The following is a 21,180-nucleotide window of genomic DNA, read 5'->3' as shown; positions in this document are numbered from 1 at the left end:
GATCAGCTGCACGCCTTGAGGTCGACCGGCCCTACAAACGCATTACCGTGCCCCATCAGGCACCCGACCCGCTGGTTACGTTGATACTCCCAAGGCTGCGGCGGATACGTCTTGTTCCATGCCTCGAACAGCTGACGGTCCTGCCTTGAGAGGCGCAAGTTGTATTGCTTGCTCATGTAGAAATAGGTGCGTGCAATCATGCCGCGGATCGAAGGCCGCGGCATGACCTTCCTGGCCTTGAAATCCACCTGGGTAAGGCATTGGCCGTATTGCCCACGTTGTTCCGGCAGCCAGCCGAAGCTGTAGTTGCTGCGGTCGCCGTTGACCTCCCCAACGCTTGGCACCAGATTGTGCAGGTCGGCTTCGGCGCGTTTGTATACCTCGTCGTGCTGCGAGCAGGCCTTACGACCGCCGCTTTGCCAACACTGGCGCTGATGGCCGATTTGCCAGGCCGGCACGATGTGCTCCCACTCGATGCGTGAAGCGCGTTGGGCATTCTTGCGTGGTGAATACCCACATGAAGCCATATCGACTTTGTTGCCGTTGTATTTGCAACCGCAGTAGAACTCGGTGGATTGTGGTGCATAGAGTTGCCTGGCCACCTTCTTGGCTTCCTGGAACGTGCGGGGCGCATCGGCATAGGCAAGCGGAGCCATCAGCAGGCAGGCTGCTGCAATAAGCGAAACTCTCATGGCGCGGTCAGTCTTCCTTGGGCACGGTCCAGAAAAGCTGTACGCCACCATCGTCGCGGTGGGCGAGGGTAACGTTGTCATTTTCGGCAATCTCGGCCAGCAACGTGTCCCAGTCCTCTGGTGTTTCCTGTTCCAAGCGAAAAATCAAAGCCGCCCGGCTGCGCTGGGCAATGGGGTTGTTGATGATTTTCTGAATGCGCATGCCCAATTGTTGGTAGCTGGCAGGTGAGGGCGAGGAGGTAGACACAGGCATTTCCTTTTTTTGCTGTATGCACGTACAGTATTTCACTGTAAGGGATTTCGCAACAGTTTGAAGGGAAAGTTCTGTGGATCGCCCTCGCCATGTTCGCGATTCAGGCCAGGGTCTGCTGTAATAGCGGCACTTTCCGGAAATTGCTCATGTATCGATTGGTCTTACGCGTTACCTCTTCCACGCACCTCGCCCTGCTGTTTGTCGGTGGTGTCACTTCTCATAATCAAGCCTGGGCCGACCCGGCAACCGCGATCGTTATCGATCCGATGGTTGTCACGGGTGCCTACGCGCCTACCAGCAGCTTCGATCTGCCGTTCTCGGTGGACACGGTCGACCTGTCCAATGGCACCGATGGACAACTTGGCGTCAACTTGTCAGAGGTGCTGACGAAGGTCCCTGGCCTAGTGGTGCAGAATCGCCAGAACTATGCCCAGGACCTGCAGATATCATCCCGCGGGTTTGGTGCTCGCTCTGCATTTGGCGTGCGCGGTATCAAGCTGCTCAGCGATGGTATCCCAGCCAGCACCCCGGATGGACAGGGCCAGGCAGCCACGCTGAACCTGGATGTGGCCGACCGTATCGAGGTGCTGCGCGGCCCGGCCGCTACGCTGTATGGCAGCAACGCTGGCGGTGTCATCCAGATGTTCAGCCGTGACGGGGTGGGGCCGGCTCGCCTGGGAGCCGAAACCACCTTTGGCAGCGATGGCTTCAGCAAGCATCACCTGTCGGCACAGGGGGGCAACGAGATCGGGGGTTTCGTGCTGGACGCTTCGCGCATGGACACCAATGGGTATCGCGACCATAGCGCGGCCAAGCGCGACCAGACGTTCGCCAAGGTGCACATCAGGCCGGATACCGATTCACGCCTGGCGCTGATCTACAGCAGCCTGGAACAGAACAACACGCAAGACCCGCTGGGTCAGCTTTGGTCCAGCTACAAGCACGACCCACGTTCGGTCGCCGATGGCGCAAGGGACTACAACACGCGCAAGAGCATCGATCACCAGCAGGTGGGCATGAACTACGAGCGCTACGTTGGCGACGCTACCCTTCAGTTCAATCTCTACGCAGGGCGTCGGAGCGTGGTGCAGTACCTGTCGATTCCTCGGCAAATCGCCTCCAACAGCCAGCGCGGTGGCGGTGTGGTGGATTTTGACCGCGAGTTTCACGGCGGTACGCTGCGCTGGATTCAGCCGGTACCGGCCGTTCCCGGCCATTTCACGCTCACCGTGGGTGCCGACTACGACCAGAGCACGGATGACCGTCGGGGCTTCCAGAACTTCCGTGGCGACCAACTGGGGGTCAAGGGCGAGCTCAAGCGCGACGAGAAAGACATCGCGACCAGCCTGGACCCCTATGTGCAGGCGCACTGGGAAATCGGCAACTGGACCAGCGAGCTGGGCGTGCGCTACAGCACCATGAAGATGAAGGTCGATGACCACTACCTGGAAAACGGTGACGCCAGCGGTGTCAAGCGCTATCAGCAGGCCAACCCGACGCTGTCGGTGATGTACGCCTTCACGCCTGATCTGCGTGGCTATGCCAGCGTAGGAAAGGGCTTCGAAACGCCTACACAGGCTGAAATGGCCTATGCGCCAGGCTTGCAGGAAAGTTTCAACTTCGGGCTGGACCCGGCCACCAGCAAGCAATATGAGCTAGGAGTGAAATATCGCCTGGGCGCGGCCACGCGGCTGAATGCTGCCCTGTTCGAGATCCGCACGGAGAACGAAATCGTGGTCGATAATTCCACCAACGGCCGCACCAGCTATCACAACGCCGGGCAGACCGTGCGCCGGGGTTTTGAAGCCAGCATGCAGAGCGACTTTGCCGAGCACTGGCAGACCACCTGGGTGTTCACCCATACCGACGCTCGCTACGCCGATGACTTCAAGCAAGGCGGACAAGTCATCGACAGTGGCAATCGCTTGCCGGGCGTGCCGCGAGACAATCTGTATGCAGAAGTGGTGTGGAAACCGACCGCTTCGGTCAGCATGGGGTTCGAGGGGCAGTACCGTAGCAAGGTATTCGTCGAGGACAGCAACCAGCAGAAAGCTGCGCCTGCCTATGCTGTGTTCAACTGGCGCACGCGCTTCGAGCAGCAGGTCGGCCCCTGGACTTTCCATCAACTGGTGCGTCTGGACAACGTGTTCGACCGTCAATACGTGGGTTCGGTGATTGTCGGTGACAGCAATAAACGCTACTACGAGGCAGCCCCAGGGCGTTCGTGGTACGCCGGTGCTGGCTTGGAATATCAGTTCAAGTAGTGAGGTTGAAGCGAGCACACCGTGTACCCATAGCTCAAGCGTCGCGCATCGACACTTGGGCTGAGCATGGAGGCTTGAGTTTTGACTAACGGCTTACGAATTTGATTGCGTTGTCATCAGACCCGAACAGCTTGGATTTGCATGACGAAGCAGCCGCGGTTTTAGTTTGATTCACTTCCAGATGATCAAACCGATCCTTGAATGATGGATAGCTCGCCAGGAACCGACATTCTTTAGCACTAAGATCCTTGAAAGTGATTGAATAGCGACCATGTTCTGAATGGGACGACGGTTCTGAGCGCAGCACAAGCAGGTCTGACCCTCTTGTGCCCTTTTTGAACCAGCCCATATTCTCTGCAAATGTATTATTGAGGTCTTTGTAGTTATTGGGGTCATCTTGGAAAGTGGCCTCAATGTCAATTGACAGCAAGGTTATCTGGGCTGGGTCAGCGACCGCTGACTCATAGAACTCCCATACCGCTTTTCCCTGTTTCACCGAGTTGATGGCCTGTGCTGTACTGGCCCACGCGGGGGAGACAATGGACCCAATGAGGAGGATTAGGGCTGCAGAGGCTGTTTTCGAATTCATTACGGTGGTCCTTGGCGATTGGGACGGTAGCGTAGCACGAGCGCTTGCAGGTACGCTTATTCGAACGGGTGCTTCAATACTATCGAAACATGCATTTGGCTAGGCGATCTAAAGCATTCGGCAATGAGGCTTCGTCAAGCCAGGAGGGCGTTCTACTAGGGTATTGGTTTTTCGGCTTTGCGTGAGGTTTTGCGCGTTGCGAAATGGCGCTGTCAGTACGCGCTGACAGTTTTCGAATTAACGGGTGTGCGCTGAACGTGAAGGGTGTTAACTGTGAAAGTGTACGGCGTGCTAGGAGTGCGCTTTCGGAATGAGGAATGCGCTCGGGTATCCATTGGTTTATTGCCGGCAAAATGTGATGCCTGAGCATTATATTTCAGCCATGTAGCTGTAAGCGCCAAGTTTACCTAGCTCCCAAGTACCGGTGCCACAGATGGCACCGGTTACTACAGGGTTGATCAATATTCCCAGAAAATCCGCTGCAGTTCTTTGCTGTCCTGGGTCTTGGTCATGGCGACCATGGCCAGGATGCGCGCTTTCTGCGGATTCAGGTCATGTGCCACTACCCAATCGTTCTTGTCGTCAGGCTGCTCAGCGTTACGTAGCACGAAGCCACCCTGGTTGACGTGGGAAGAGCGAATGATCTGCACGCCATTCTTGCGCAACTCCTGCAGTGCGGGCACTACGCGCGAAGATACCGAACCGTTGCCGGTGCCTGCGTGGATCAGCGCCTTGGCGCCGTTCTGTGCCAACGCCTTGTAGGCCGTATCGGTCACGTTCCCGTAGCCGTAAGCAATGTCCACCTGAGGCAGGCTGCTGATCTGCTTGATGTCGAATTCCGAGTCTAGGGTGTGGCGCTTGGCTGGCAGGCGGAACCAGTAGGACTTGCCTTCCACGACCATGCCCATCGGGCCCCAGGCGCTCTTGAAGGCTTCGGTCTTGATGTTTACGGACTTGCTGACGTCACGGCCCGACTGGATTTCATCATTGAGCGTCACCAGCACGCCCTTGCCGCGCGACTGCTTGTCGCTGGCGACGGCGACGGCGTTGTACAGGTTGAGCATGCCGTCTGCCGACATGGCGGTGCCGGGGCGCATGGAGCCGACGACCACGATAGGCTTGTCGGTTTTTTCGACCAGGTTCAGGAAGTAGGCGGTTTCTTCCAGCGTATCGGTACCGTGGGTGATGACGATGCCATCCACGTCCTTGCTGTCGGCCAGCTCAGCCACCCGCTTGCCCAGCTTGAGCAGATCGTCGTTGGAGATGCTCTCGGAGGCAATCTGCATGACCTGCTCGCCACGCACGTTGGCCAGGTCTGCCAGTTCGGGTACGCCGGCGATCAATTTGTCGACGCCCAACTTGGCGGCCTGGTAAGTGGCGCTATTGGCGGCGCTGGCACCGGCACCGGCTATCGTGCCGCCGGTTGCCAGGATGACCACGTTGGCGAGCTTCTGCTGGGTTTTGGCTTCTTCGGCCGAAACCGTGGTTGGCAGGATCAGCAGCAGGGCGAGTGCGCTGGGGGCAAAGGATTTAAGTGCGGCATTCATCGTTTTTGTGCTCTCTTCCTAATGAGATGGTTTTAGTACGTCGCGCAGTCGGTAAGGCATGTTCCGTACCAGGTCCCCGGGGGCCTCTGTAACAGCTCGTGACACCGCGCTCGGACAGGTTCAACCCCGCAGCGGGCGCTGTTGAGGATGATGTTTTGGCCGGGGCATCGAATGACTTGCGTAATCAGGGCCGGAAGTATTTCATTCGAAAACCCGATTAATTGTAGGGAAACGTGTTCGGTTATCCGGAAATTTACGGATAATCTTGCGCTGGCTTCAGCTAAACGTATTTGACAAACGCCTACCGCGTTCGCATAGTTACCCAGCGCAAACGTTTGCTTTCCGATAAAAAAACAAGATTCGGAGTCATCGCCCATGAAACTGCCTTTCCCAGGCCGCTTGTTGGCCGCCGCTGTTCTTTCTTCTTTGACCATGGCCCTGCCACTGTCTGCTGCTCATGCCGAAGACAAACCCAAGGTGGCGCTGGTCATGAAGTCATTGGCCAATGAGTTTTTCCGCACCATGGAAGACGGCGCCAAGGCCTACCAGAAAACCCATGCAGACGAATTCGACCTGGTTGCCAACGGCATCAAGAATGAGACCGACACGGGCGAGCAGATCCGCATCGTCGAGCAGATGGTCAACGCCGGTGCCAAGGCGCTGGTGATCGCGCCGGCCGACTCCAAGGCATTGGTCTCAGCTGTGAAAAAGGCGATGGACCAGGGGGTGGTGGTGATCAACATCGACAACCGCCTTGACCCTGAACTGCTCAAGAGCAAAGGCATCAGCGTACCGTTCGTAGGCCCTGACAACCGCAAAGGCGCACGCCTGGTGGGCGAGTACCTGGCCAAGGAAAAACTCAAGGCGGGCGATCAGGTGGGCATCATCGAAGGCGTGCCGACCACGACCAATGCCCAGCAGCGTACCGCAGGCTTCAAGGATGCGATGGACGCTGCGCAAATCAAGATCGTCTCTACACAGAGCGGCAACTGGGAAATCGACAAGGGTAATGCCGTCGCTGCGTCCATGCTCAACGAATACCCTGAGCTCAAGGCATTGCTGGCGGGCAACGATAGCATGGCCTTGGGTGCAGTCTCGGCGGTACGAGCCGCTGGCAAGGCTGGCCAGGTGCAGGTTGTCGGTTACGACAACATCAATGCCATCAAGCCCATGATTGCCGATGGCCGCGTACTGGCAACGCTTGACCAGGCAGCTAGCCAGCAGGCTGTGTTCGGTATCCAGGCCGCGCTGAAAATGGTCAAGGGCGAGAAGCCCGATGTGGATGCCGATAACGTCATCCAGACCCCGGTCGAACTGATCACGAAGAAGCCTTGATGCTGCCAGGAGACACGGCGATGTCCGCATCGGTCCATGACGTGGTCCTGACTGCCCGCGGCCTCGGCAAGACGTACGCCCAGCCAGTGCTGGGCGAGGTGAGCCTGGAGCTGCGTGCTGGTGAGGTACTGGCCTTGACCGGCGAGAACGGCGCCGGCAAGAGCACCTTGTCCAAGTTGTTCAGCGGCCTGGAAACCCCCACTGCCGGGCACATGCTGTACCGTGGGCAGGCATATGCGCCGGTCAGTCGCAGCGAGGCCGAGCGCCTCGGCGTGCGCATGGTGATGCAGGAACTGAACCTGTTACCCACCCTGACCGTCGCAGAAAACCTGTTTCTGGACAACCTACCCAGCCGCTTCGGTTGGATCAGCCAGAAGCGCTTGCGCCAGATGGCTGTCGATGCCATGGCCCAGGTCGGGCTCGAGGCGATTGACCCCGATACACCGGTCGGAGAATTGGGCATCGGTCACCAGCAAATGGTCGAGATTGCCCGCAACCTGATCGGAGACTGCCACGTGCTGATCTTCGATGAGCCCACCGCCATGTTGACCGCCCGCGAGGTCGAGTTGCTGTTCACCCAGATCGAGCGCTTGCGCGCCCGGGGGGTGGCCATCGTTTATATCTCCCACCGGCTCGAAGAACTGCAGCGCGTCGCGCAACGCATCGTCGTGCTGCGCGACGGCAGGCTGGTATGCGACGAGCCGATCCAGCGCTACAGCAGCGCCGAGTTGGTCAACCTGATGGTTGGGCGTGAGCTGGGAGAACACATCGACCTGGGCCGCCGCTCCATCGGTGGTCCATTGCTCAGGGTGGACAAGCTCAGCCGGGGTGAGAAGGTGCGTGAGGTGTCCTTCGAAGTCCGTGCAGGGGAAATCTTCGGTATCTCCGGGCTGATCGGCGCGGGTCGTACCGAGCTTCTGCGGTTGATCTACGGCGCCGACCGCGCTGACAGCGGTAGCATCGCCCTTGGCCAGCCGCCGCTGCCTGTCACCATCGATTCGCCGAAGTCCGCCGTCAGCGCGGGTATTGCCCTGATCACTGAAGATCGCAAGGGCGAAGGCCTGTTGTTGAGCCAGTCGATCAGCGCCAACATCGCCCTGGGCAACCTGGGTGCTGTGTCGCGGGCCGGTGTCCTGGACCGCGGAGCCGAACGCGAACTGGCCGAGCGGCAAATACAGGCCATGCGCATTCGCAGTGCCGGCGCCGATCAGGTCGTTGGCGAGCTGTCGGGTGGTAATCAGCAGAAGGTGGTGATCGGCCGCTGGCTTGAGCGCGATTGCCAGGTCTTGCTGTTCGACGAGCCCACGCGCGGCATCGACGTCGGTGCCAAGTTCGATATCTACGGGTTGCTCGCCGAACTCGCGCGGCAGGGCAAGGCTTTGGTCGTGGTCTCCAGCGACCTGCGCGAGTTGATGCTGATCTGCGACCGCATCGCGGTCCTGTCTGCCGGTCGCTTGATCGACACCTTCGAACGTGACCACTGGACCCAGGACCAGTTGCTGGCGGCAGCCTTCGCCGGCTATCAGAAACGTGACGCACTGCTGCACCCTGCAGCCCCCAGGATGGACGCATGAAAACCACACCGCTCGAAAACCAAAGCGCTGCCCCGGCACGCCGCAGCGGCACCTACCTGGGCCTTGGTACTTACCTGGGCCTGGCCGGCGCTTTGCTGGCGATGATCGTGCTGTTCTCGATGCTGAGCAGCCATTTCTGGTCATACAGTACCTTCAGTACCCTGGCCAACCAGATACCTGACCTGATGGTATTGGCCGTGGGTATGACATTCGTGCTGATCATCGGCGGCATCGATTTGTCGGTCGGTTCGGTGCTGGCCCTGGCCGCATCGACTGTAAGCGTGGCGATCCTTGGCTGGGGCTGGAGCATCGTGCCGGCTGCACTGCTGGGCATGGCGGTAGCCGCATTGGCTGGCAGCGTTACCGGCGTCGTCACCGTGGCCTGGCGTATCCCTTCGTTCATCGTCTCGCTGGGGGTGCTGGAAATGGCTCGCGGCCTGGCCTACCAGTTCACCGATTCGCGCACGGCCTACATTGGTGATGCCTATGCCTGGTTTTCCAACCCGATAGCCTTCGGGATATCGCCCGCGTTCATCATCGCCTTGCTGGTGATCGTGATCGCTCACCTGGTACTCACCCGTACCATATTCGGGCGCTACCTGATCGGGATCGGCACCAACGAAGAGGCTGTGCGCCTGGCCGGTATCGACCCGCGTCCCTACAAGGTGCTGGTCTTCGCCCTGATGGGGCTGCTGGCTGGCCTGGCTGCGTTGTTTCAGGTGTCGCGCCTGGAAGCAGCCGACCCCAACGCGGGCTCCGGCCTGGAGTTGCAGGTGATTGCCGCTGTCGTGATCGGCGGTACCAGCCTGATGGGTGGGCGTGGCTCAGTCATCAGCACCTTTTTTGGCGTGCTCATCATTTCGGTGCTGGCGGCAGGCCTTGCGCAGATCGGGGCCAGTGAGCCGACCAAGCGCATCATTACCGGGGCTGTGATCGTTATTGCCGTGGTGCTCGACACTTATCGCAGCCGGCGCGCAGCCCGGCGGAACTGAACCATGGCAACCATCAAAGACGTCGCGGCGCTGGCGGGGATTTCTTACACCACAGTGTCCCATGTGTTGAATAAAACGCGACCGGTGAGCGAGCCTGTCCGGCTCAAAGTCGAGGCCGCCATTCGGGAACTGGACTACGTGCCCAGCGCCGTCGCGCGGTCGTTGAAGGCGCGCAGCACGGCCACCATCGGCTTGCTCGTGCCCAACAGCGTCAACCCTTACTTCGCCGAGCTGGCCCGAGGTATTGAAGACGCCTGCGAGCGCAATGGCTACTGCGTGATCCTGTGCAATTCCGACGACGATCCCCAAAAACAGCGCAACTACCTGCGCGTGCTGCTCGAAAAGCGCATCGATGGGCTGGTGGTCGGGTCGGTAGGGCAGGATGACGACTTGTTGCAAAGCCTTGCAGGGGTTCGCACACCCATGGTCATCGTGGACCGGGAGCTCGAAGGCGTCGACGCCGACCTGGTGCGCATCGATCACGAGCTGGGCGCCTACCTGGCTACGCGCCATCTATTGGAGCTTGGCCATCGGGATATTGCCTACATCGGTGGGCCAGCAGAAACCGGGGTGACGCAGATGCGCCTGCGCGGCTTTCGTCGGGCCTTGGCCGAGGCGGGCGTTACCGTGGCCGCTGAGCGTGTGCGCCACTGCGACTTCACGAGCCCCGGCGGCCACGCTGCAGCTGCCGAGCTGTTGGCAGGGGCGCGGCCGACGGCCATCTTCGCGGGCAACGACATGATCGGCTTCGGCGTATTGCGCGCAGCGGCCGAGCGCCACATTGACGTGCCGGGTGCGCTGTCGGTCATCGGCTTCGATGACATCGAGCTGAGCCGCTACGTCTACCCACCTTTGACCACAGTGGGGCAGTCGATCCGCGAGCTTGGCGAGAGCGCTGCGGCACTGCTGCTGGCGCGTATCGCTCAGCCCTGCAACAGCGCATCGCAGCAGCGCATCATCACCCCGCGCATCGTTCTGCGCGAGTCCACCGGGCCGCGCCCGGACCTGTTCAACGATTACCGCTAAGGAAACAACATGAGTGCCAAGGTCGTGGTAGTCGGCAGCCTCAACATGGACCTGGTGGCGCGCGCCCAACGCTTGCCACGGCCTGGCGAGACACTGGCCGGCGATACCTTCTTCACCGCCGCCGGAGGCAAGGGGGCCAACCAGGCCGTGGCGGTCGCGCGGCTGGGCGCCAGCGCGGCAATGATTGGCTGCGTAGGCGATGACGCCTACGGCCCGCAATTGCGCAATGCCCTGAAAGTAGAAGGCATTGACTGCCAGGGCGTGGTCACCTGCACCGGCGTGTCCACAGGGGTGGCGATGATCACCGTGGATGCGGCCAGCCAGAACTGCATCGTGATCGTGCCTGGGGGCAACGGGTTGCTGGTGCCAGACGCCGTAGCGCGCTTCGACGGCCTGCTGCAGGCGGCGCAGGTGATCATCTGCCAACTTGAAGTGCCATTGGCTACCGTGGCCTGGACGTTGGCCAGGGGTCGTCAGCTCGGCAAGCGGGTGATACTCAATCCGGCGCCGGCAACGGGGCCGCTGCCCGCCGAATGGTTCAGCCATGTCGATTACCTGACGCCCAACGAAAGCGAGGCCGAGGCGCTGACCGGTGTTGCTGTGCACGATCAGGCCAGCGCTTTATTGGCGGGCGCGCGCCTGCTGGCGCTGGGAGCTGGCAAGGTGATCATCACCCTCGGCGCACAAGGTGCCTTGTTGGTCACGCCCGCTGGCCACCAGCATTATCCAGCACCCGTGGTGCAAGCCTTGGACACCACTGCCGCAGGGGACACCTTCATCGGAGGCTTTGCGGCGGGGCTGGTGCAGGGCCTGGAGGAGGGCGAGGCAATCCGCTTCGGGCAACGGGCTGCTGCCCTGTCGGTGACCCGCGCCGGCGCGCAACCTTCCATTCCCAGGCTCGCGGAGCTACTGCCATGAAGAAGACGCCCTTGCTGAACATTGCACTGTCCCGGACCATTGCCAGCATGGGCCATGGCGACATCCTGATCATCGGCGATGCCGGGTTACCCGTACCGCCCGGCGTCGAGCTGATCGACTTGGCCGTCACCCCGGGGCTGCCTGATTTCGCCAGTGTGCTGCGTTGTGTGCTGAGCGAACTGCAGGTCGAGCGTCACCTGTTGGCCGAAGAAATACAAACCGTGGCGCCGCCGGCTTTTGCAGAAATCGAGCGCCTGAAGGGCACGCTGGGCGAGCGTGAATACATGCCCCATGAAGCATTCAAGCTACTGTCGCGTAAGGCGCGGGCCATGGTACGCACGGGTGAGTGCCAGCCCTACAGCAATATCGCCCTGGTGTCTGGCGTAACGTTCTGACACTGACGGTTTCCTACTCGTTATCCACTGGCAACAGGAGTGCCTCGTCATGCTAAAACCCCTGCTTCAAGGACTCGCTTTCATGGCCGCAGCGTCTGCCGTACAAGCGGCACCCATCGACTTGATCATCGACACCGATCCGGGGGCTGACGATCTGGTTGCACTCTTTCTGGCCATGGCTTCGCCTGATGAGCTTAAGATTCGTGCCATCACGACAGTTGCCGGCAACGTGCGTCTGGAGAAGACCGCCCGTAACGCCCGTCTTGCCCGCGAATGGGCAGGCCGTGAGGATATTCCGGTGTACGCCGGTGCGGGTCGCCCCTTGGTGCGCGCCCCCATTTACGCGGCCGAAGTGCATGGTGAAGAAGGTGTCACCGGGGTAGAGGTACATGAACCCAAGCAGCCTTTGGCGAGCGGCAACGCTGTTCAGTACCTGGTCGACACGCTAGATACCGCCCCGCCACACAGCGTGACGCTGGCCATGCTTGGGCCACAGACCAACCTGGCGCTGGCCTTGATCCAGCGCCCGGAGATCGCCAAGGGCATCAAGGAAGTGGTGGTGATGGGCGGGGCTCATTTCAACGGTGGCAATATCACACCTGCGGCCGAGTTCAACCTGTATGCCGACCCACACGCGGCTGCCGTGGTACTGGCAAGTGGCGTACCGTTGACCTACCTGCCCCTGGACGTTACCCACAAGCTGCTGACCAGCGACGCACGGCTCAAGCAACTGGCCGGCGTCAACACACAGGCCAGCAAGCGTGTGGTGGACATCCTCAATGCCTACATCACCCATGACATGGCGTTATACGGAATGCCCGGTGGCCCGGTGCATGACGCCAGCGTCATCGCCTATCTGCTTAAACCCCACCAGTTCAGCGGCCGGCGGATCCACATGACGATCGACACCCGCGAGGGGCCGACCTTCGGCCAGACAGTGGCAGACTGGTACGGGGTGCTCAAGCAACCGGCCAATGTCATGTGGGTAGAGGAGGGGGATGCCCAGGGGCTGTTCGACCTGCTTAGCGAGCGGCTGGCGCGTTTGAAGTAGCAAGGCGTGGCGCATACCGTTCGACCACCTGGTCGATGAAGCCGCGCGCTGCCTCTGCGCCGCGGTCGCGTACCAGGAGGTCGATGGCGATCAGCAGCAACTCCTCCGGGGTGCTGGGGCTATAGGCGCTTTGCCCCTCCGCCCATTTGACCTTGATGTCGGCATCGATGCTGTGGGTGCTCATGAAAAGCTCTCGCTTGCGGCGCGGGATGAAAGAACGAACGTCCAAACCTGGCATTCGTAGCAGGCACTATGCCTTCACTTCTTAAAGTAAATCATGACTTTGCAGGCCAAACCAAGCGGCGTGTGGGCCGGGCGGTAAAATTCGGTCACGATTGTGTCCCCCATCAGCCGCCCTGATGGTGCAGACTTGGCCAGTTTTGCAACGAATTTAAGGTGAGGCTGTCGGATCAGGCAGTTCCCAAATGATCTAGGAGGCTTCATGTTACGTACCCGTGCTTATCTGGCGACCCTGGCGGTGGCTGCTGTCCTGGCGGGCTGCAGCACTGGTGGAGACTCCAGTGGCGGCCAAGTGCCTGAGGCACCTGCGGGCAATGATGGACGCTGCCAGGCCAGCGGCGCTGATTTTGCAGTGGGCAAGATGGGGAGCGCAGAGCTGCTGGAGCAGGCCCGCAAGGCGAGCGGTTCGCAAATGGCGCGCATCCTCAAGCCCCACGATGTGGTGACCCTGGAATACCGCTCAGAGCGGCTCAACTTGAACGTCGACGAGCAAGGGCGCGTGACACGCGTCAACTGCGGCTAAAGATCTAACTCACGTATCGAGGGCGCCTGTGCCCTGTACGTGAGCCGTCAAAGCCAAGTCAAAAAAAACCCGCCACGAGGGCGGGTTTTTTTACGGCTATCCGAATTACTCCGGACGAACCTGCGCAGCCTGCATGCCCTTCTGGCCGCGCTCGGCGACGAAGGAAACAGTTTGGCCTTCTTTCAGGCTCTTGAAGCCGTCAGATTCGATGGCTTTGAAGTGAACGAACAGGTCGTCGCCGCCGCCTGCTGGGGTGATGAAGCCGAAGCCTTTCTCATCATTGAACCACTTGACGGTGCCTTGTTGGCGATTGGACATGGGTGAATCTCCAGAACATTTAGTATTTTCGGTGGTGCAATGTGGCCGAAGCTACGGAGCACGGGTACATCATAGTCTAATTCTGCGGCTGTCGCGTCTTTTACCTTCACCCCAGTGTGATCCAGCGCAATTTCTTGCCGGATCACCGGCAGCTACACAGCGTCAGCTTTTAGGTGCGCAGGCCTGTTTCACGACGCTTTGCGCCTTTTGCATGAGTTTGGCGTCAACGCCATCCTTGCTGTCGAGGTCGGCAATTTCAGCGTCGGAGAAATTCTTCTTGATCGCTTGTGCACCACAGTCGCAGTGCTTTTTCGCTGCGGCGGCATCAACGCCCTGACCAGTGGCAACTTGCGTGCACTGGGCCATATAGGCATTTTCCTTGCCGGCAGGGAAGTTGCCAGCGTTCGCGGCCATTGGCATCAGCAGGGCGCCAGCGGCCGCAAGGGCCAGAAGAGACGGAACTCGCATAACCGATTACTCCTTGGGTCAGTTCTCATCAAGAGCAGGTTGCTTCCACACGTCTGATAGGGAAGCTGTCGCGGAAGTTCACCGCCGGCGGCAATTTCCAAATATTCCTGCGCACGGCTCTGACTGCGTGCTAGCATGCCCGGCTTGCAGCTGACAACGTCCCCGCTGCTGTTCTATTTTCTTTCCAGTCACTCTGGTTCGTCCCCGCAAGCCCAAAGGCTTCTGCCACTGTGAGGCAGGCTTCCCGTCAAACGGAAGGCAGGTTCGGATCTTGTACTGGCTCATCCCAACCCACGTGACCTTTGGTAGGGGTCACCACTAGGAGAGGAGGCGCCAATGCCCACCATTACTCTTCCCGATGGCAGCCAGCGTTCGTTCGATCACCCCGTGTCCGTTGCCGAGGTCGCCGCATCCATCGGCGCCGGTCTGGCGAAGGCCACCGTTGCCGGCAAGGTAGACGGCAAGCTGGTCGACGCGTGCGACCTGATTCAGAACGACGCTACGCTGCAGATCATCACCCCCAAAGATGAAGAGGGACTGGAGATCATTCGTCACTCGTGCGCCCACCTGGTTGGCCACGCGGTGAAGCAGCTGTATCCGACCGCCAAGATGGTGATCGGCCCTGTGATCGACGAAGGCTTCTATTACGATATCGCTTACGAGCGGCCCTTCACGCCGGATGACCTGGCGGCCATCGAGAAGCGCATGCAGCAGTTGATCGACACGGACTACGACGTCATCAAGAAGATGACTCCGCGCGCTGAAGTCATCGACGTGTTCACCGCCCGTGGCGAAGACTACAAGCTGCGCCTGGTCGAGGACATGCCGAACGAGCAGGCCATGGGCCTGTACTATCACGAAGAATACGTGGACATGTGCCGCGGCCCGCACGTGCCCAACACCCGTTTCCTCAAGGCATTCAAGCTGACCAAGCTGTCCGGCGCCTACTGGCGTGGCGATGCCAAGAACGAACAGTTGCAGCGCGTATACGGCACTGCCTGGGCGGACAAGAAGCAGCTGGCGGCCTACATCCAGCGCATCGAAGAAGCCGAGAAGCGCGACCATCGCAAGATCGGCAAGCAGCTCGACCTGTTCCATTTGCAGGAAGAAGCACCGGGCATGGTGTTCTGGCACGCTAACGGCTGGACTGTCTACCAAGTGCTCGAGCAGTACATGCGTAATGTCCAGCGCGAGAACGGTTATCAGGAAATCAAGACCCCGCAAGTGGTCGACCGCATCCTGTGGGAGCGTTCGGGCCACTGGTCCAACTACGCCGAGAACATGTTCACCACGTCGTCGGAGAGCCGTGACTACGCAGTCAAGCCAATGAACTGCCCCTGCCACGTGCAGGTCTTCAACCAAGGGCTCAAGAGCTACCGCGACCTGCCGCTGCGCCTGGCCGAGTTTGGTGCGTGCCACCGCAACGAGCCATCTGGCGCCCTGCACGGCATCATGCGTGTGCGCGGCTTCGTACAGGACGATGCCCACATCTTCTGCACCGAAGAGCAGGTGAAGAAAGAAGCGGCCGACTTCATCAAGCTGACCCTGGATGTGTACAAGGACTTCGGCTTCAGCGACATCGCCATGAAGTTGTCCACCCGTCCGGCCAAGCGTGTTGGCTCCGAAGAGCTGTGGGACCGTGCCGAGGGCGCGTTGGCCGATGCCCTGAACGAATCTGGCCTGGAGTGGGAATACCAGCCGGGCGAGGGCGCCTTCTATGGGCCGAAGATCGAGTTCACCCTGCGTGACTGCCTCGGCCGTAACTGGCAGTGCGGCACCCTGCAGTACGACCCGAACCTGCCGGAGCGTCTGGACGCCAGCTACATCGCCGAAGACAACAGCCGCGTGCGCCCGGTCATGCTGCACCGCGCCATTCTGGGTTCGTTCGAGCGCTTCATCGGCATGCTGATCGAGCACTACGCCGGCGTGTTCCCTGCCTGGCTGGCGCCGACGCAGGCGGTGATCATGAATATCACCGACAAACAGGCCGATTTTGCCCTTGAAGTTGAGAAAACTCTGAACGGTAGCGGTTTCCGTGCCAAGTCGGACTTGAGAAATGAGAAGATCGGCTTTAAAATCCGTGAGCATACTTTGCTCAAGGTCCCGTACCTTTTGGTTATAGGGGACCGCGAAGTCGAAACGCAGACCGTAGCAGTGCGTACTCGCGAAGGCGCTGACCTGGGCTCCATGCCCGTCGCCCAGTTCGCTGAGCTCCTGACGCAAGCGGTTTCCCGGCGTGGTCGCCAAACAACGGAGTAATGACTATTAAGCGTGAAATGAGAAATGATAAACGTGCTGTACCGAAGGCCCCGATCAACGAGAATATCTCGGCCCGCGAGGTTCGGTTAATTGGCGCAGACGGCGAGCAGGTTGGCATCGTCTCGATTGATGAAGCGCTTCGTATCGCTGAAGAAGCGAAGCTGGATCTGGTGGAAATCTCTGCAGACGCGCTTCCGCCCGTCTGCAAGGTGATGGACTACGGCAAGCACCTCTTCGAGAAGAAGAAGCAGGCCAACGAAGCCAAGAAAAACCAGAAACAGATCCAGATTAAAGAAATCAAGTTTCGTCCAGGGACGGAAGAAGGGGATTACCAGGTAAAACTACGCAACCTGGTACGTTTCCTTACCGAAGGGGACAAGGCCAAGATCTCTCTGAGATTCCGTGGTCGTGAGATGGCCCACCAGGAGCTGGGCATGGAGCTGTTGAAGCGGGTTGAAGCTGACCTGATCGAATACGGTTCCGTCGAGCAGCATCCTAAGATGGAAGGACGCCAGCTTATGATGGTCATCGCCCCCAAAAAGAAGAAGTAATCTCCCGGGCACGGCAGGCCTGATGATTATTGTGTAATTTTTATCGAATGCGGAGTTCCAACATGCCAAAAATGAAAACCAAGAGCGGTGCTGCGAAGCGCTTCCTGAAGACCGCTTCGGGCTTCAAGCACAAGCACGCTTTCAAGAGCCACATCCTGACCAAAATGTCGACCAAGCGTAAGCGTCAACTGCGCGGTGCCAGCTTGCTGCACCCGTCCGACGTGGCAAAAGTCGAGCGCATGCTGCGCGTACGTTAATTCTGGTTAAGATAGAGGAAGTTACTCATGGCTCGTGTTAAGCGTGGCGTCATCGCCCGTAAGCGTCACAAGAAAATTCTGAAACTGGCTAAAGGTTACTACGGTGCACGTTCGCGCGTATTCCGTGTTGCCAAGCAAGCGGTCATCAAGGCAGGCCAATACGCCTACCGCGACCGTCGCCAGAAGAAGCGTCAGTTCCGCGCACTGTGGATCGCTCGTATCAACGCCGGTGCCCGCACCAACGGTCTGTCCTACAGCCGTTTGATTGCTGGCCTGAAAAAGGCTTCGATCGAAATCGACCGTAAGGTTCTGGCCGATCTGGCAGTGAACGAAAAAGCGGCGTTTGCTGCGATTGTCGAGAAAGCTAAAGCCGTTCTGGCTTAAGTACCCGCGACAATCACCCGGCGACGCTTGCGTCGCCGGGCATTGAACGTCATCGATAGGGGAAGAGCCTTCAAAGCTCTTCCCCTATTTTCGTATCTGGAGTCTGTACATGGAAAACCTGGATGCGCTGGTCTCCCAAGCCCTGGAGGCCGTGGAGCGCGCTGAAGACATCAATGCCCTGGAACAGATCCGGGTCAACTATCTCGGCAAGAAGGGCGAGCTGACCCAGGTGATGAAGACCCTGGGCAACCTGCCAGCCGAGGAGCGGCCCAAAGTGGGCGCGCTGATCAACGACGCCAAAGAGCGCGTCACCGTTGTGCTGAACGCACGCAAGGCAGCCTTCGAAGAAGCCGAGCTCAGCGCTCGCCTGGCTGCCGAATGCATTGATGTGACCCTGCCAGGCCGTGGCCAGGCCACCGGTGGCTTGCACCCCATCACCCGTACACTCGAACGCATCGAACAGTTCTTCACGCACATTGGCTACGGCATTGCCGAAGGTCCTGAAGTCGAAGACGACTATCACAACTTCGAAGCGCTCAACATCCCGGGCCACCATCCGGCCCGGGCGATGCACGATACCTTCTATTTCAACGCCAACATGCTGCTGCGTACCCACACATCGCCGGTGCAGGTACGGACCATGGAGTCCACCCAGCCACCCATTCGCATTGTATGCCCTGGCCGCGTTTACCGCTGCGACTCGGATATCACTCACTCGCCGATGTTCCACCAGGTCGAAGGCTTGCTGATTGACCGCGGCATCAATTTCGCCGACCTCAAGGGCACCATCGAAGAATTTCTGCGTGTGTTCTTCGAAAAAGAACTGGCGGTGCGTTTCCGTCCATCGTTCTTCCCCTTCACCGAGCCGTCTGCTGAGGTGGATATCCAGTGCGTCATGTGCTCGGGCAATGGCTGCCGGGTATGCAAGCAGACCGGCTGGTTGGAAGTGATGGGCTGCGGCATGGTGCACCCGAACGTGCTGCGCATGTCGGGCATCGATCCTGAAGAATTCCAGGGCTTTGCCTTCGGCATGGGCGCCGAGCGCCTGGCCATGCTGCGCTATGGCGTCAATGATCTGCGTTTGTTCTTCGACAACGACCTGCGGTTCTTAGCCCAATTCCGCTAAGCCAATCGACGCAACCTTCAGGAGAAGAACAGCATGAAATTCAGTGAACAGTGGCTGCGCGGTTGGGTAAACCCGCAAGTCTCCCGTGACGAACTGGTGGCCCGCCTGTCCATGGCCGGCCTGGAAGTCGACAGCGTAACCCCTGCTGCTGGCCAGTTCAGCGGCATCGTGGTGGGTGAAATCCTTGCCACCGAACAACACCCGGACGCCGACAAGCTGCGTGTGTGCCAGGTCAGCAATGGTCAGGAGACGTTCCAGGTCGTGTGCGGCGCGCCTAACGCACGGCCAGGGATCAAGATCCCGTTTGCCATGATCGGCGCCGAACTGCCTGGCGACTTCAAGATCAAGAAGGCCAAGCTGCGCGGTGTGGAGTCCTTCGGCATGCTCTGCTCGGCGGCGGAATTGCAGATCAGTGAAGAAAACGACGGTCTGCTCGAACTGGCCAGCGATGCGCCGGTAGGCGAGGACATTCGCCAGTACCTGAGTCTGGATGATGCCAGTATCGAAATCGGACTTACCCCCAACCGGGGTGATTGCCTGTCGATCGCTGGCCTGGCCCGCGACGTCAGCGCGCTGTACGACGTACCGGTTACCCGCCCGCTGGTACCCGCCGTGGCTGCCGCGCACGACGAAGTACGCCCGGTCGAGGTCCAAGCGCCGGCTGCCTGCCCACGTTACCTGGGTCGGGTGATCCGCAACGTTGACCTGAGCAAGCCGACGCCGCTTTGGATGGTCGAGCGTCTGCGCCGCAGCGACGTGCGCAGCATCGACGCTGCCGTAGATATCACCAACTACGTGATGCTCGAACTCGGCCAGCCGATGCACGCTTTTGACCTGGCAGAGATCAACGGCGGCATTCGCGTGCGCATGGCCGAAGAGGGCGAAAAACTCGTCCTGCTAGACGGCCAGGAAGTTGCACTGCGTGCCGACACCCTGGTCATCGCCGACCACACCCGCGCCCTGGCCATCGCCGGCGTCATGGGCGGCGAGCACAGCGGCGTCGATACTGCCAAAACCCGCGATCTGTTCCTGGAAAGCGCGTTCTTCGAGCCGATTTCCGTCGCAGGCAAAGCCCGCTCCTACGGCCTGCACACGGATGCCTCGCACCGTTACGAGCGCGGCGTCGATTCCCAGTTGGCCCGTGAAGCCATGGAGCGTGCGACCGCGTTGCTACTGGAAGTGGTAGGCGGTGAAGCCGGCCCCATCGTCGAAGCCGTCAGCGAACAACACCTGCCCAGCATCGCCCCGGTTACCTTGCGTGCCGAGCGCATCGCCCAGATGCTTGGCATGGAAATGGACCCGGCCCAGGTCGAGCAGTTGCTCAACAACCTTGGTCTGGCTACCGAGGCGGACGGGGCAGGGCAGTGGACGGTCAACGTTCCGAGCCACCGCTTCGATATCAGCCTTGAAGTCGACCTGATCGAAGAGCTCGCGCGACTGTACGGTTACAACAACTTGCCCGTGCGTTACCCGCAGGCACGCCTGGCGCCGCAAGCCCGTCCGGAAACCCGTGGCGAGCTGCCGAACCTGCGTCGTCTGCTGGTTGCTCGTGGTTATCAGGAAGCCATTACCTACAGCTTCATCGATCCCAAACTGTTCGAGTTGTTCAGCCCAGGCGTAGAGCCACTGTTGCTGGCCAACCCCATCTCCAGCGACATGGCGGCCATGCGTGCCTCCTTGTGGCCGGGCCTGGTCAAGGCAGTGCAGCACAACCTCAATCGCCAGCAGGACCGGGTGCGCTTGTTCGAAAGTGGCCTGCGTTTCGTTGGCCAACTGGGCAACTTGGCGCAGGAGCCGATGATTGCCGGCGTCGTTACGGGCAGCCGCTTGCCTGAAGGCTGGGCCAATGGCCGTGACACCATCGACTTCTTCGACGTGAAGGCCGATGTGGAAGCCTTGTTGGGTTATTCCGGCGCGCTGGACGATTTCACCTTCGTCGCTGGCAAGCATCCAGCCTTGCACCCTGGTCAGACGGCTGAAATCCAGCGTGAAGGCAAGGTTGTTGGCTATTTGGGCGCGCTCCATCCCGAGCTTGCAAAAGCCCTGGACCTGGACCGTCAAGTCTTCGTTTTCGAGTTGGTGCTGGCCGATGTGGTCGAAGGCCGGTTGCCGAAATTCAGCGAGCTGTCCAAGTTCCCGGAAACCCGTCGTGACCTGGCGTTGATCGCAGGACGTGATGTAGCGTCTCAAGACGTACTTGACGTAATTCGTGACAATGCAGGCGAATGGCTCACAGACCTCAGGCTGTTTGATGTCTACCAGGGTAAAGGCATTGATCCTGATAGAAAAAGCCTGGCAGTCGGCTTGACCTGGCAGCATCCATCGCGCACTCTTAACGACGATGAGGTGAACACTACCTTGCACACTATCCTCACCTCGCTCGAACAAAGGTTGAACACCACGTTAAGGAAATAACGG

22 protein-coding genes are annotated in these 21,180 nt (G+C 59.8%); 15 read left to right on the top strand and 7 right to left on the bottom strand.

What is annotated here, in order from left to right:
- Positions 1-2 precede the first annotated feature (2 nt).
- Together NMB38_RS12830 and NMB38_RS12825 are read right to left on the bottom strand one after the other, a co-directional pair.
- Entirely contained in the window at positions 3-692 is a 690-nt protein-coding gene (locus tag NMB38_RS12830) for an endonuclease (protein ID WP_028686431.1), read from the bottom strand.
- A gap of 7 nt (positions 693-699) precedes the next feature.
- The gene (locus NMB38_RS12825; protein ID WP_028686430.1) at positions 700-945 is read right to left on the bottom strand and encodes a DUF1654 domain-containing protein; all 246 of its coding nucleotides are present in this window, start codon (positions 943-945) and stop codon (positions 700-702) included.
- Between the two features lie 266 nt (positions 946-1,211).
- On the opposite strand from NMB38_RS12825, the gene NMB38_RS12820 reads away from it, so the two are divergent.
- Complete coding sequence (locus NMB38_RS12820; protein ID WP_241015237.1) at positions 1,212-3,209, top strand: TonB-dependent receptor family protein; 1,998 nt, start codon at positions 1,212-1,214, stop codon at positions 3,207-3,209.
- Positions 3,210-3,294: 85 nt separating this feature from the next.
- On the opposite strand, the gene NMB38_RS12815 is transcribed toward NMB38_RS12820, so the two are convergent.
- Complete coding sequence (locus NMB38_RS12815) at positions 3,295-3,798, bottom strand: hypothetical protein (protein WP_088523184.1); 504 nt, start codon at positions 3,796-3,798, stop codon at positions 3,295-3,297.
- Positions 3,799-4,256: 458 nt separating this feature from the next.
- Positions 4,257-5,345, bottom strand: coding sequence for an asparaginase (locus NMB38_RS12810; RefSeq protein ID WP_028686428.1), 1,089 nt, complete (start codon positions 5,343-5,345; stop codon positions 4,257-4,259).
- A 375-nt stretch (positions 5,346-5,720) separates the two neighbouring features.
- On the opposite strand from NMB38_RS12810, the gene NMB38_RS12805 reads away from it, so the two are divergent.
- From NMB38_RS12805 to NMB38_RS12775, 7 genes are read left to right on the top strand one after another with little or no spacing between them, the layout of a single operon-like run.
- A complete protein-coding gene (locus tag NMB38_RS12805) occupies positions 5,721-6,680 on the top strand; it encodes a sugar ABC transporter substrate-binding protein (protein WP_027916088.1) in 960 nt (319 codons plus the stop codon).
- A 20-nt stretch (positions 6,681-6,700) separates the two neighbouring features.
- Entirely contained in the window at positions 6,701-8,254 is a 1,554-nt protein-coding gene (locus NMB38_RS12800) for a sugar ABC transporter ATP-binding protein (protein ID WP_145279760.1), read from the top strand.
- Complete coding sequence (locus tag NMB38_RS12795; RefSeq protein WP_028686425.1) at positions 8,251-9,246, top strand: ABC transporter permease; 996 nt, start codon at positions 8,251-8,253, stop codon at positions 9,244-9,246. The genes NMB38_RS12800 and NMB38_RS12795 overlap by 4 nt, the downstream gene beginning before the upstream one ends.
- Before the next feature lie 3 nt (positions 9,247-9,249).
- Positions 9,250-10,272 (top strand): LacI family DNA-binding transcriptional regulator, encoded by a 1,023-nt coding sequence (locus NMB38_RS12790; protein WP_494354798.1) that lies wholly within the window; start codon positions 9,250-9,252, stop codon positions 10,270-10,272.
- 9 nt (positions 10,273-10,281) lie between these two features.
- Complete coding sequence (rbsK, locus tag NMB38_RS12785) at positions 10,282-11,190, top strand: ribokinase (protein ID WP_028686424.1); 909 nt, start codon at positions 10,282-10,284, stop codon at positions 11,188-11,190.
- Positions 11,187-11,585, top strand: coding sequence for a D-ribose pyranase (gene rbsD / locus NMB38_RS12780; RefSeq protein WP_027916083.1), 399 nt, complete (start codon positions 11,187-11,189; stop codon positions 11,583-11,585). Before rbsK ends, rbsD begins: the two co-directional genes overlap by 4 nt.
- Positions 11,586-11,634: 49 nt before the next feature.
- Positions 11,635-12,636: a nucleoside hydrolase gene (locus NMB38_RS12775; protein WP_104926313.1), complete on the top strand. Its 1,002-nt coding sequence runs from the start codon at positions 11,635-11,637 to the stop codon at positions 12,634-12,636.
- Here the strand turns inward: NMB38_RS12775 and NMB38_RS12770 are convergent.
- Positions 12,608-12,820, bottom strand: coding sequence for a hypothetical protein (locus tag NMB38_RS12770; RefSeq protein ID WP_027916081.1), 213 nt, complete (start codon positions 12,818-12,820; stop codon positions 12,608-12,610). The genes NMB38_RS12775 and NMB38_RS12770 overlap by 29 nt on opposite strands.
- 258 nt (positions 12,821-13,078) lie before the next feature.
- Here NMB38_RS12770 and NMB38_RS12765 point away from each other — a divergent pair, with 258 nt between their 5' ends.
- Complete coding sequence (locus NMB38_RS12765) at positions 13,079-13,399, top strand: I78 family peptidase inhibitor (RefSeq protein WP_027916080.1); 321 nt, start codon at positions 13,079-13,081, stop codon at positions 13,397-13,399.
- A gap of 105 nt (positions 13,400-13,504) precedes the next feature.
- Here NMB38_RS12765 and NMB38_RS12760 read toward each other — a convergent pair whose 3' ends face one another.
- Positions 13,505-13,717, bottom strand: coding sequence for a cold-shock protein (locus tag NMB38_RS12760; protein WP_027916079.1), 213 nt, complete (start codon positions 13,715-13,717; stop codon positions 13,505-13,507).
- 162 nt (positions 13,718-13,879) lie between these two features.
- A complete protein-coding gene (locus NMB38_RS12755; RefSeq protein ID WP_027916078.1) occupies positions 13,880-14,185 on the bottom strand; it encodes a hypothetical protein in 306 nt (101 codons plus the stop codon).
- A 336-nt stretch (positions 14,186-14,521) separates the two neighbouring features.
- Here NMB38_RS12755 and thrS point away from each other — a divergent pair, with 336 nt between their 5' ends.
- The 6 genes from thrS (at position 14,522) to pheT (ending at position 21,177) form a co-directional block, all read left to right on the top strand.
- Positions 14,522-16,444: a threonine--tRNA ligase gene (thrS, locus tag NMB38_RS12750; protein ID WP_027916077.1), complete on the top strand. Its 1,923-nt coding sequence runs from the start codon at positions 14,522-14,524 to the stop codon at positions 16,442-16,444.
- Entirely contained in the window at positions 16,444-16,995 is a 552-nt protein-coding gene (gene infC, locus NMB38_RS12745; protein WP_173645890.1) for a translation initiation factor IF-3, read from the top strand. Before thrS ends, infC begins: the two co-directional genes overlap by 1 nt.
- Positions 16,996-17,057: 62 nt before the next feature.
- The gene (gene rpmI, locus NMB38_RS12740) at positions 17,058-17,252 is read left to right on the top strand and encodes a 50S ribosomal protein L35 (protein WP_003250667.1); all 195 of its coding nucleotides are present in this window, start codon (positions 17,058-17,060) and stop codon (positions 17,250-17,252) included.
- A gap of 27 nt (positions 17,253-17,279) precedes the next feature.
- A complete protein-coding gene (rplT, locus tag NMB38_RS12735) occupies positions 17,280-17,636 on the top strand; it encodes a 50S ribosomal protein L20 (RefSeq protein WP_003250671.1) in 357 nt (118 codons plus the stop codon).
- A 109-nt stretch (positions 17,637-17,745) separates the two neighbouring features.
- A complete protein-coding gene (gene pheS / locus NMB38_RS12730) occupies positions 17,746-18,762 on the top strand; it encodes a phenylalanine--tRNA ligase subunit alpha (protein ID WP_027916075.1) in 1,017 nt (338 codons plus the stop codon).
- Positions 18,763-18,795: 33 nt separating this feature from the next.
- The gene (gene pheT / locus NMB38_RS12725; RefSeq protein ID WP_059183861.1) at positions 18,796-21,177 is read left to right on the top strand and encodes a phenylalanine--tRNA ligase subunit beta; all 2,382 of its coding nucleotides are present in this window, start codon (positions 18,796-18,798) and stop codon (positions 21,175-21,177) included.
- Positions 21,178-21,180 lie beyond the last annotated feature (3 nt).

The organism is Pseudomonas sp. FBCC-B35, assembly GCF_059133755.1.
Note: the sequence above shows the minus strand (reverse complement) of the source record. Positions and strands in the feature narration are given on the sequence as shown.

Excerpts from the sequence above, each read along its gene's own strand:
- NMB38_RS12830 (WP_028686431.1), bottom strand. The coding sequence starts at position 692 with ATGAGAGTTTCGCTTATTGCAGCAGCCTGCCTGCTGATGGCTCCGCTT.
- NMB38_RS12825 (WP_028686430.1), bottom strand. The coding sequence starts at position 945 with ATGCCTGTGTCTACCTCCTCGCCCTCACCTGCCAGCTACCAACAATTG.
- NMB38_RS12820 (WP_241015237.1), top strand. The coding sequence starts at position 1,212 with ATGGTTGTCACGGGTGCCTACGCGCCTACCAGCAGCTTCGATCTGCCG.
- NMB38_RS12815 (WP_088523184.1), bottom strand. The coding sequence starts at position 3,798 with ATGAATTCGAAAACAGCCTCTGCAGCCCTAATCCTCCTCATTGGGTCC.
- NMB38_RS12810 (WP_028686428.1), bottom strand. The coding sequence starts at position 5,345 with ATGAATGCCGCACTTAAATCCTTTGCCCCCAGCGCACTCGCCCTGCTG.
- NMB38_RS12805 (WP_027916088.1), top strand. The coding sequence starts at position 5,721 with ATGAAACTGCCTTTCCCAGGCCGCTTGTTGGCCGCCGCTGTTCTTTCT.
- NMB38_RS12800 (WP_145279760.1), top strand. The coding sequence starts at position 6,701 with ATGTCCGCATCGGTCCATGACGTGGTCCTGACTGCCCGCGGCCTCGGC.
- NMB38_RS12795 (WP_028686425.1), top strand. The coding sequence starts at position 8,251 with ATGAAAACCACACCGCTCGAAAACCAAAGCGCTGCCCCGGCACGCCGC.
- NMB38_RS12790 (WP_494354798.1), top strand. The coding sequence starts at position 9,250 with ATGGCAACCATCAAAGACGTCGCGGCGCTGGCGGGGATTTCTTACACC.
- rbsK (WP_028686424.1), top strand. The coding sequence starts at position 10,282 with ATGAGTGCCAAGGTCGTGGTAGTCGGCAGCCTCAACATGGACCTGGTG.
- rbsD (WP_027916083.1), top strand. The coding sequence starts at position 11,187 with ATGAAGAAGACGCCCTTGCTGAACATTGCACTGTCCCGGACCATTGCC.
- NMB38_RS12775 (WP_104926313.1), top strand. The coding sequence starts at position 11,635 with ATGCTAAAACCCCTGCTTCAAGGACTCGCTTTCATGGCCGCAGCGTCT.
- NMB38_RS12770 (WP_027916081.1), bottom strand. The coding sequence starts at position 12,820 with ATGAGCACCCACAGCATCGATGCCGACATCAAGGTCAAATGGGCGGAG.
- NMB38_RS12765 (WP_027916080.1), top strand. The coding sequence starts at position 13,079 with ATGTTACGTACCCGTGCTTATCTGGCGACCCTGGCGGTGGCTGCTGTC.
- NMB38_RS12760 (WP_027916079.1), bottom strand. The coding sequence starts at position 13,717 with ATGTCCAATCGCCAACAAGGCACCGTCAAGTGGTTCAATGATGAGAAA.
- NMB38_RS12755 (WP_027916078.1), bottom strand. The coding sequence starts at position 14,185 with ATGCGAGTTCCGTCTCTTCTGGCCCTTGCGGCCGCTGGCGCCCTGCTG.
- thrS (WP_027916077.1), top strand. The coding sequence starts at position 14,522 with ATGCCCACCATTACTCTTCCCGATGGCAGCCAGCGTTCGTTCGATCAC.
- infC (WP_173645890.1), top strand. The coding sequence starts at position 16,444 with ATGACTATTAAGCGTGAAATGAGAAATGATAAACGTGCTGTACCGAAG.
- rpmI (WP_003250667.1), top strand. The coding sequence starts at position 17,058 with ATGCCAAAAATGAAAACCAAGAGCGGTGCTGCGAAGCGCTTCCTGAAG.
- rplT (WP_003250671.1), top strand. The coding sequence starts at position 17,280 with ATGGCTCGTGTTAAGCGTGGCGTCATCGCCCGTAAGCGTCACAAGAAA.
- pheS (WP_027916075.1), top strand. The coding sequence starts at position 17,746 with ATGGAAAACCTGGATGCGCTGGTCTCCCAAGCCCTGGAGGCCGTGGAG.
- pheT (WP_059183861.1), top strand. The coding sequence starts at position 18,796 with ATGAAATTCAGTGAACAGTGGCTGCGCGGTTGGGTAAACCCGCAAGTC.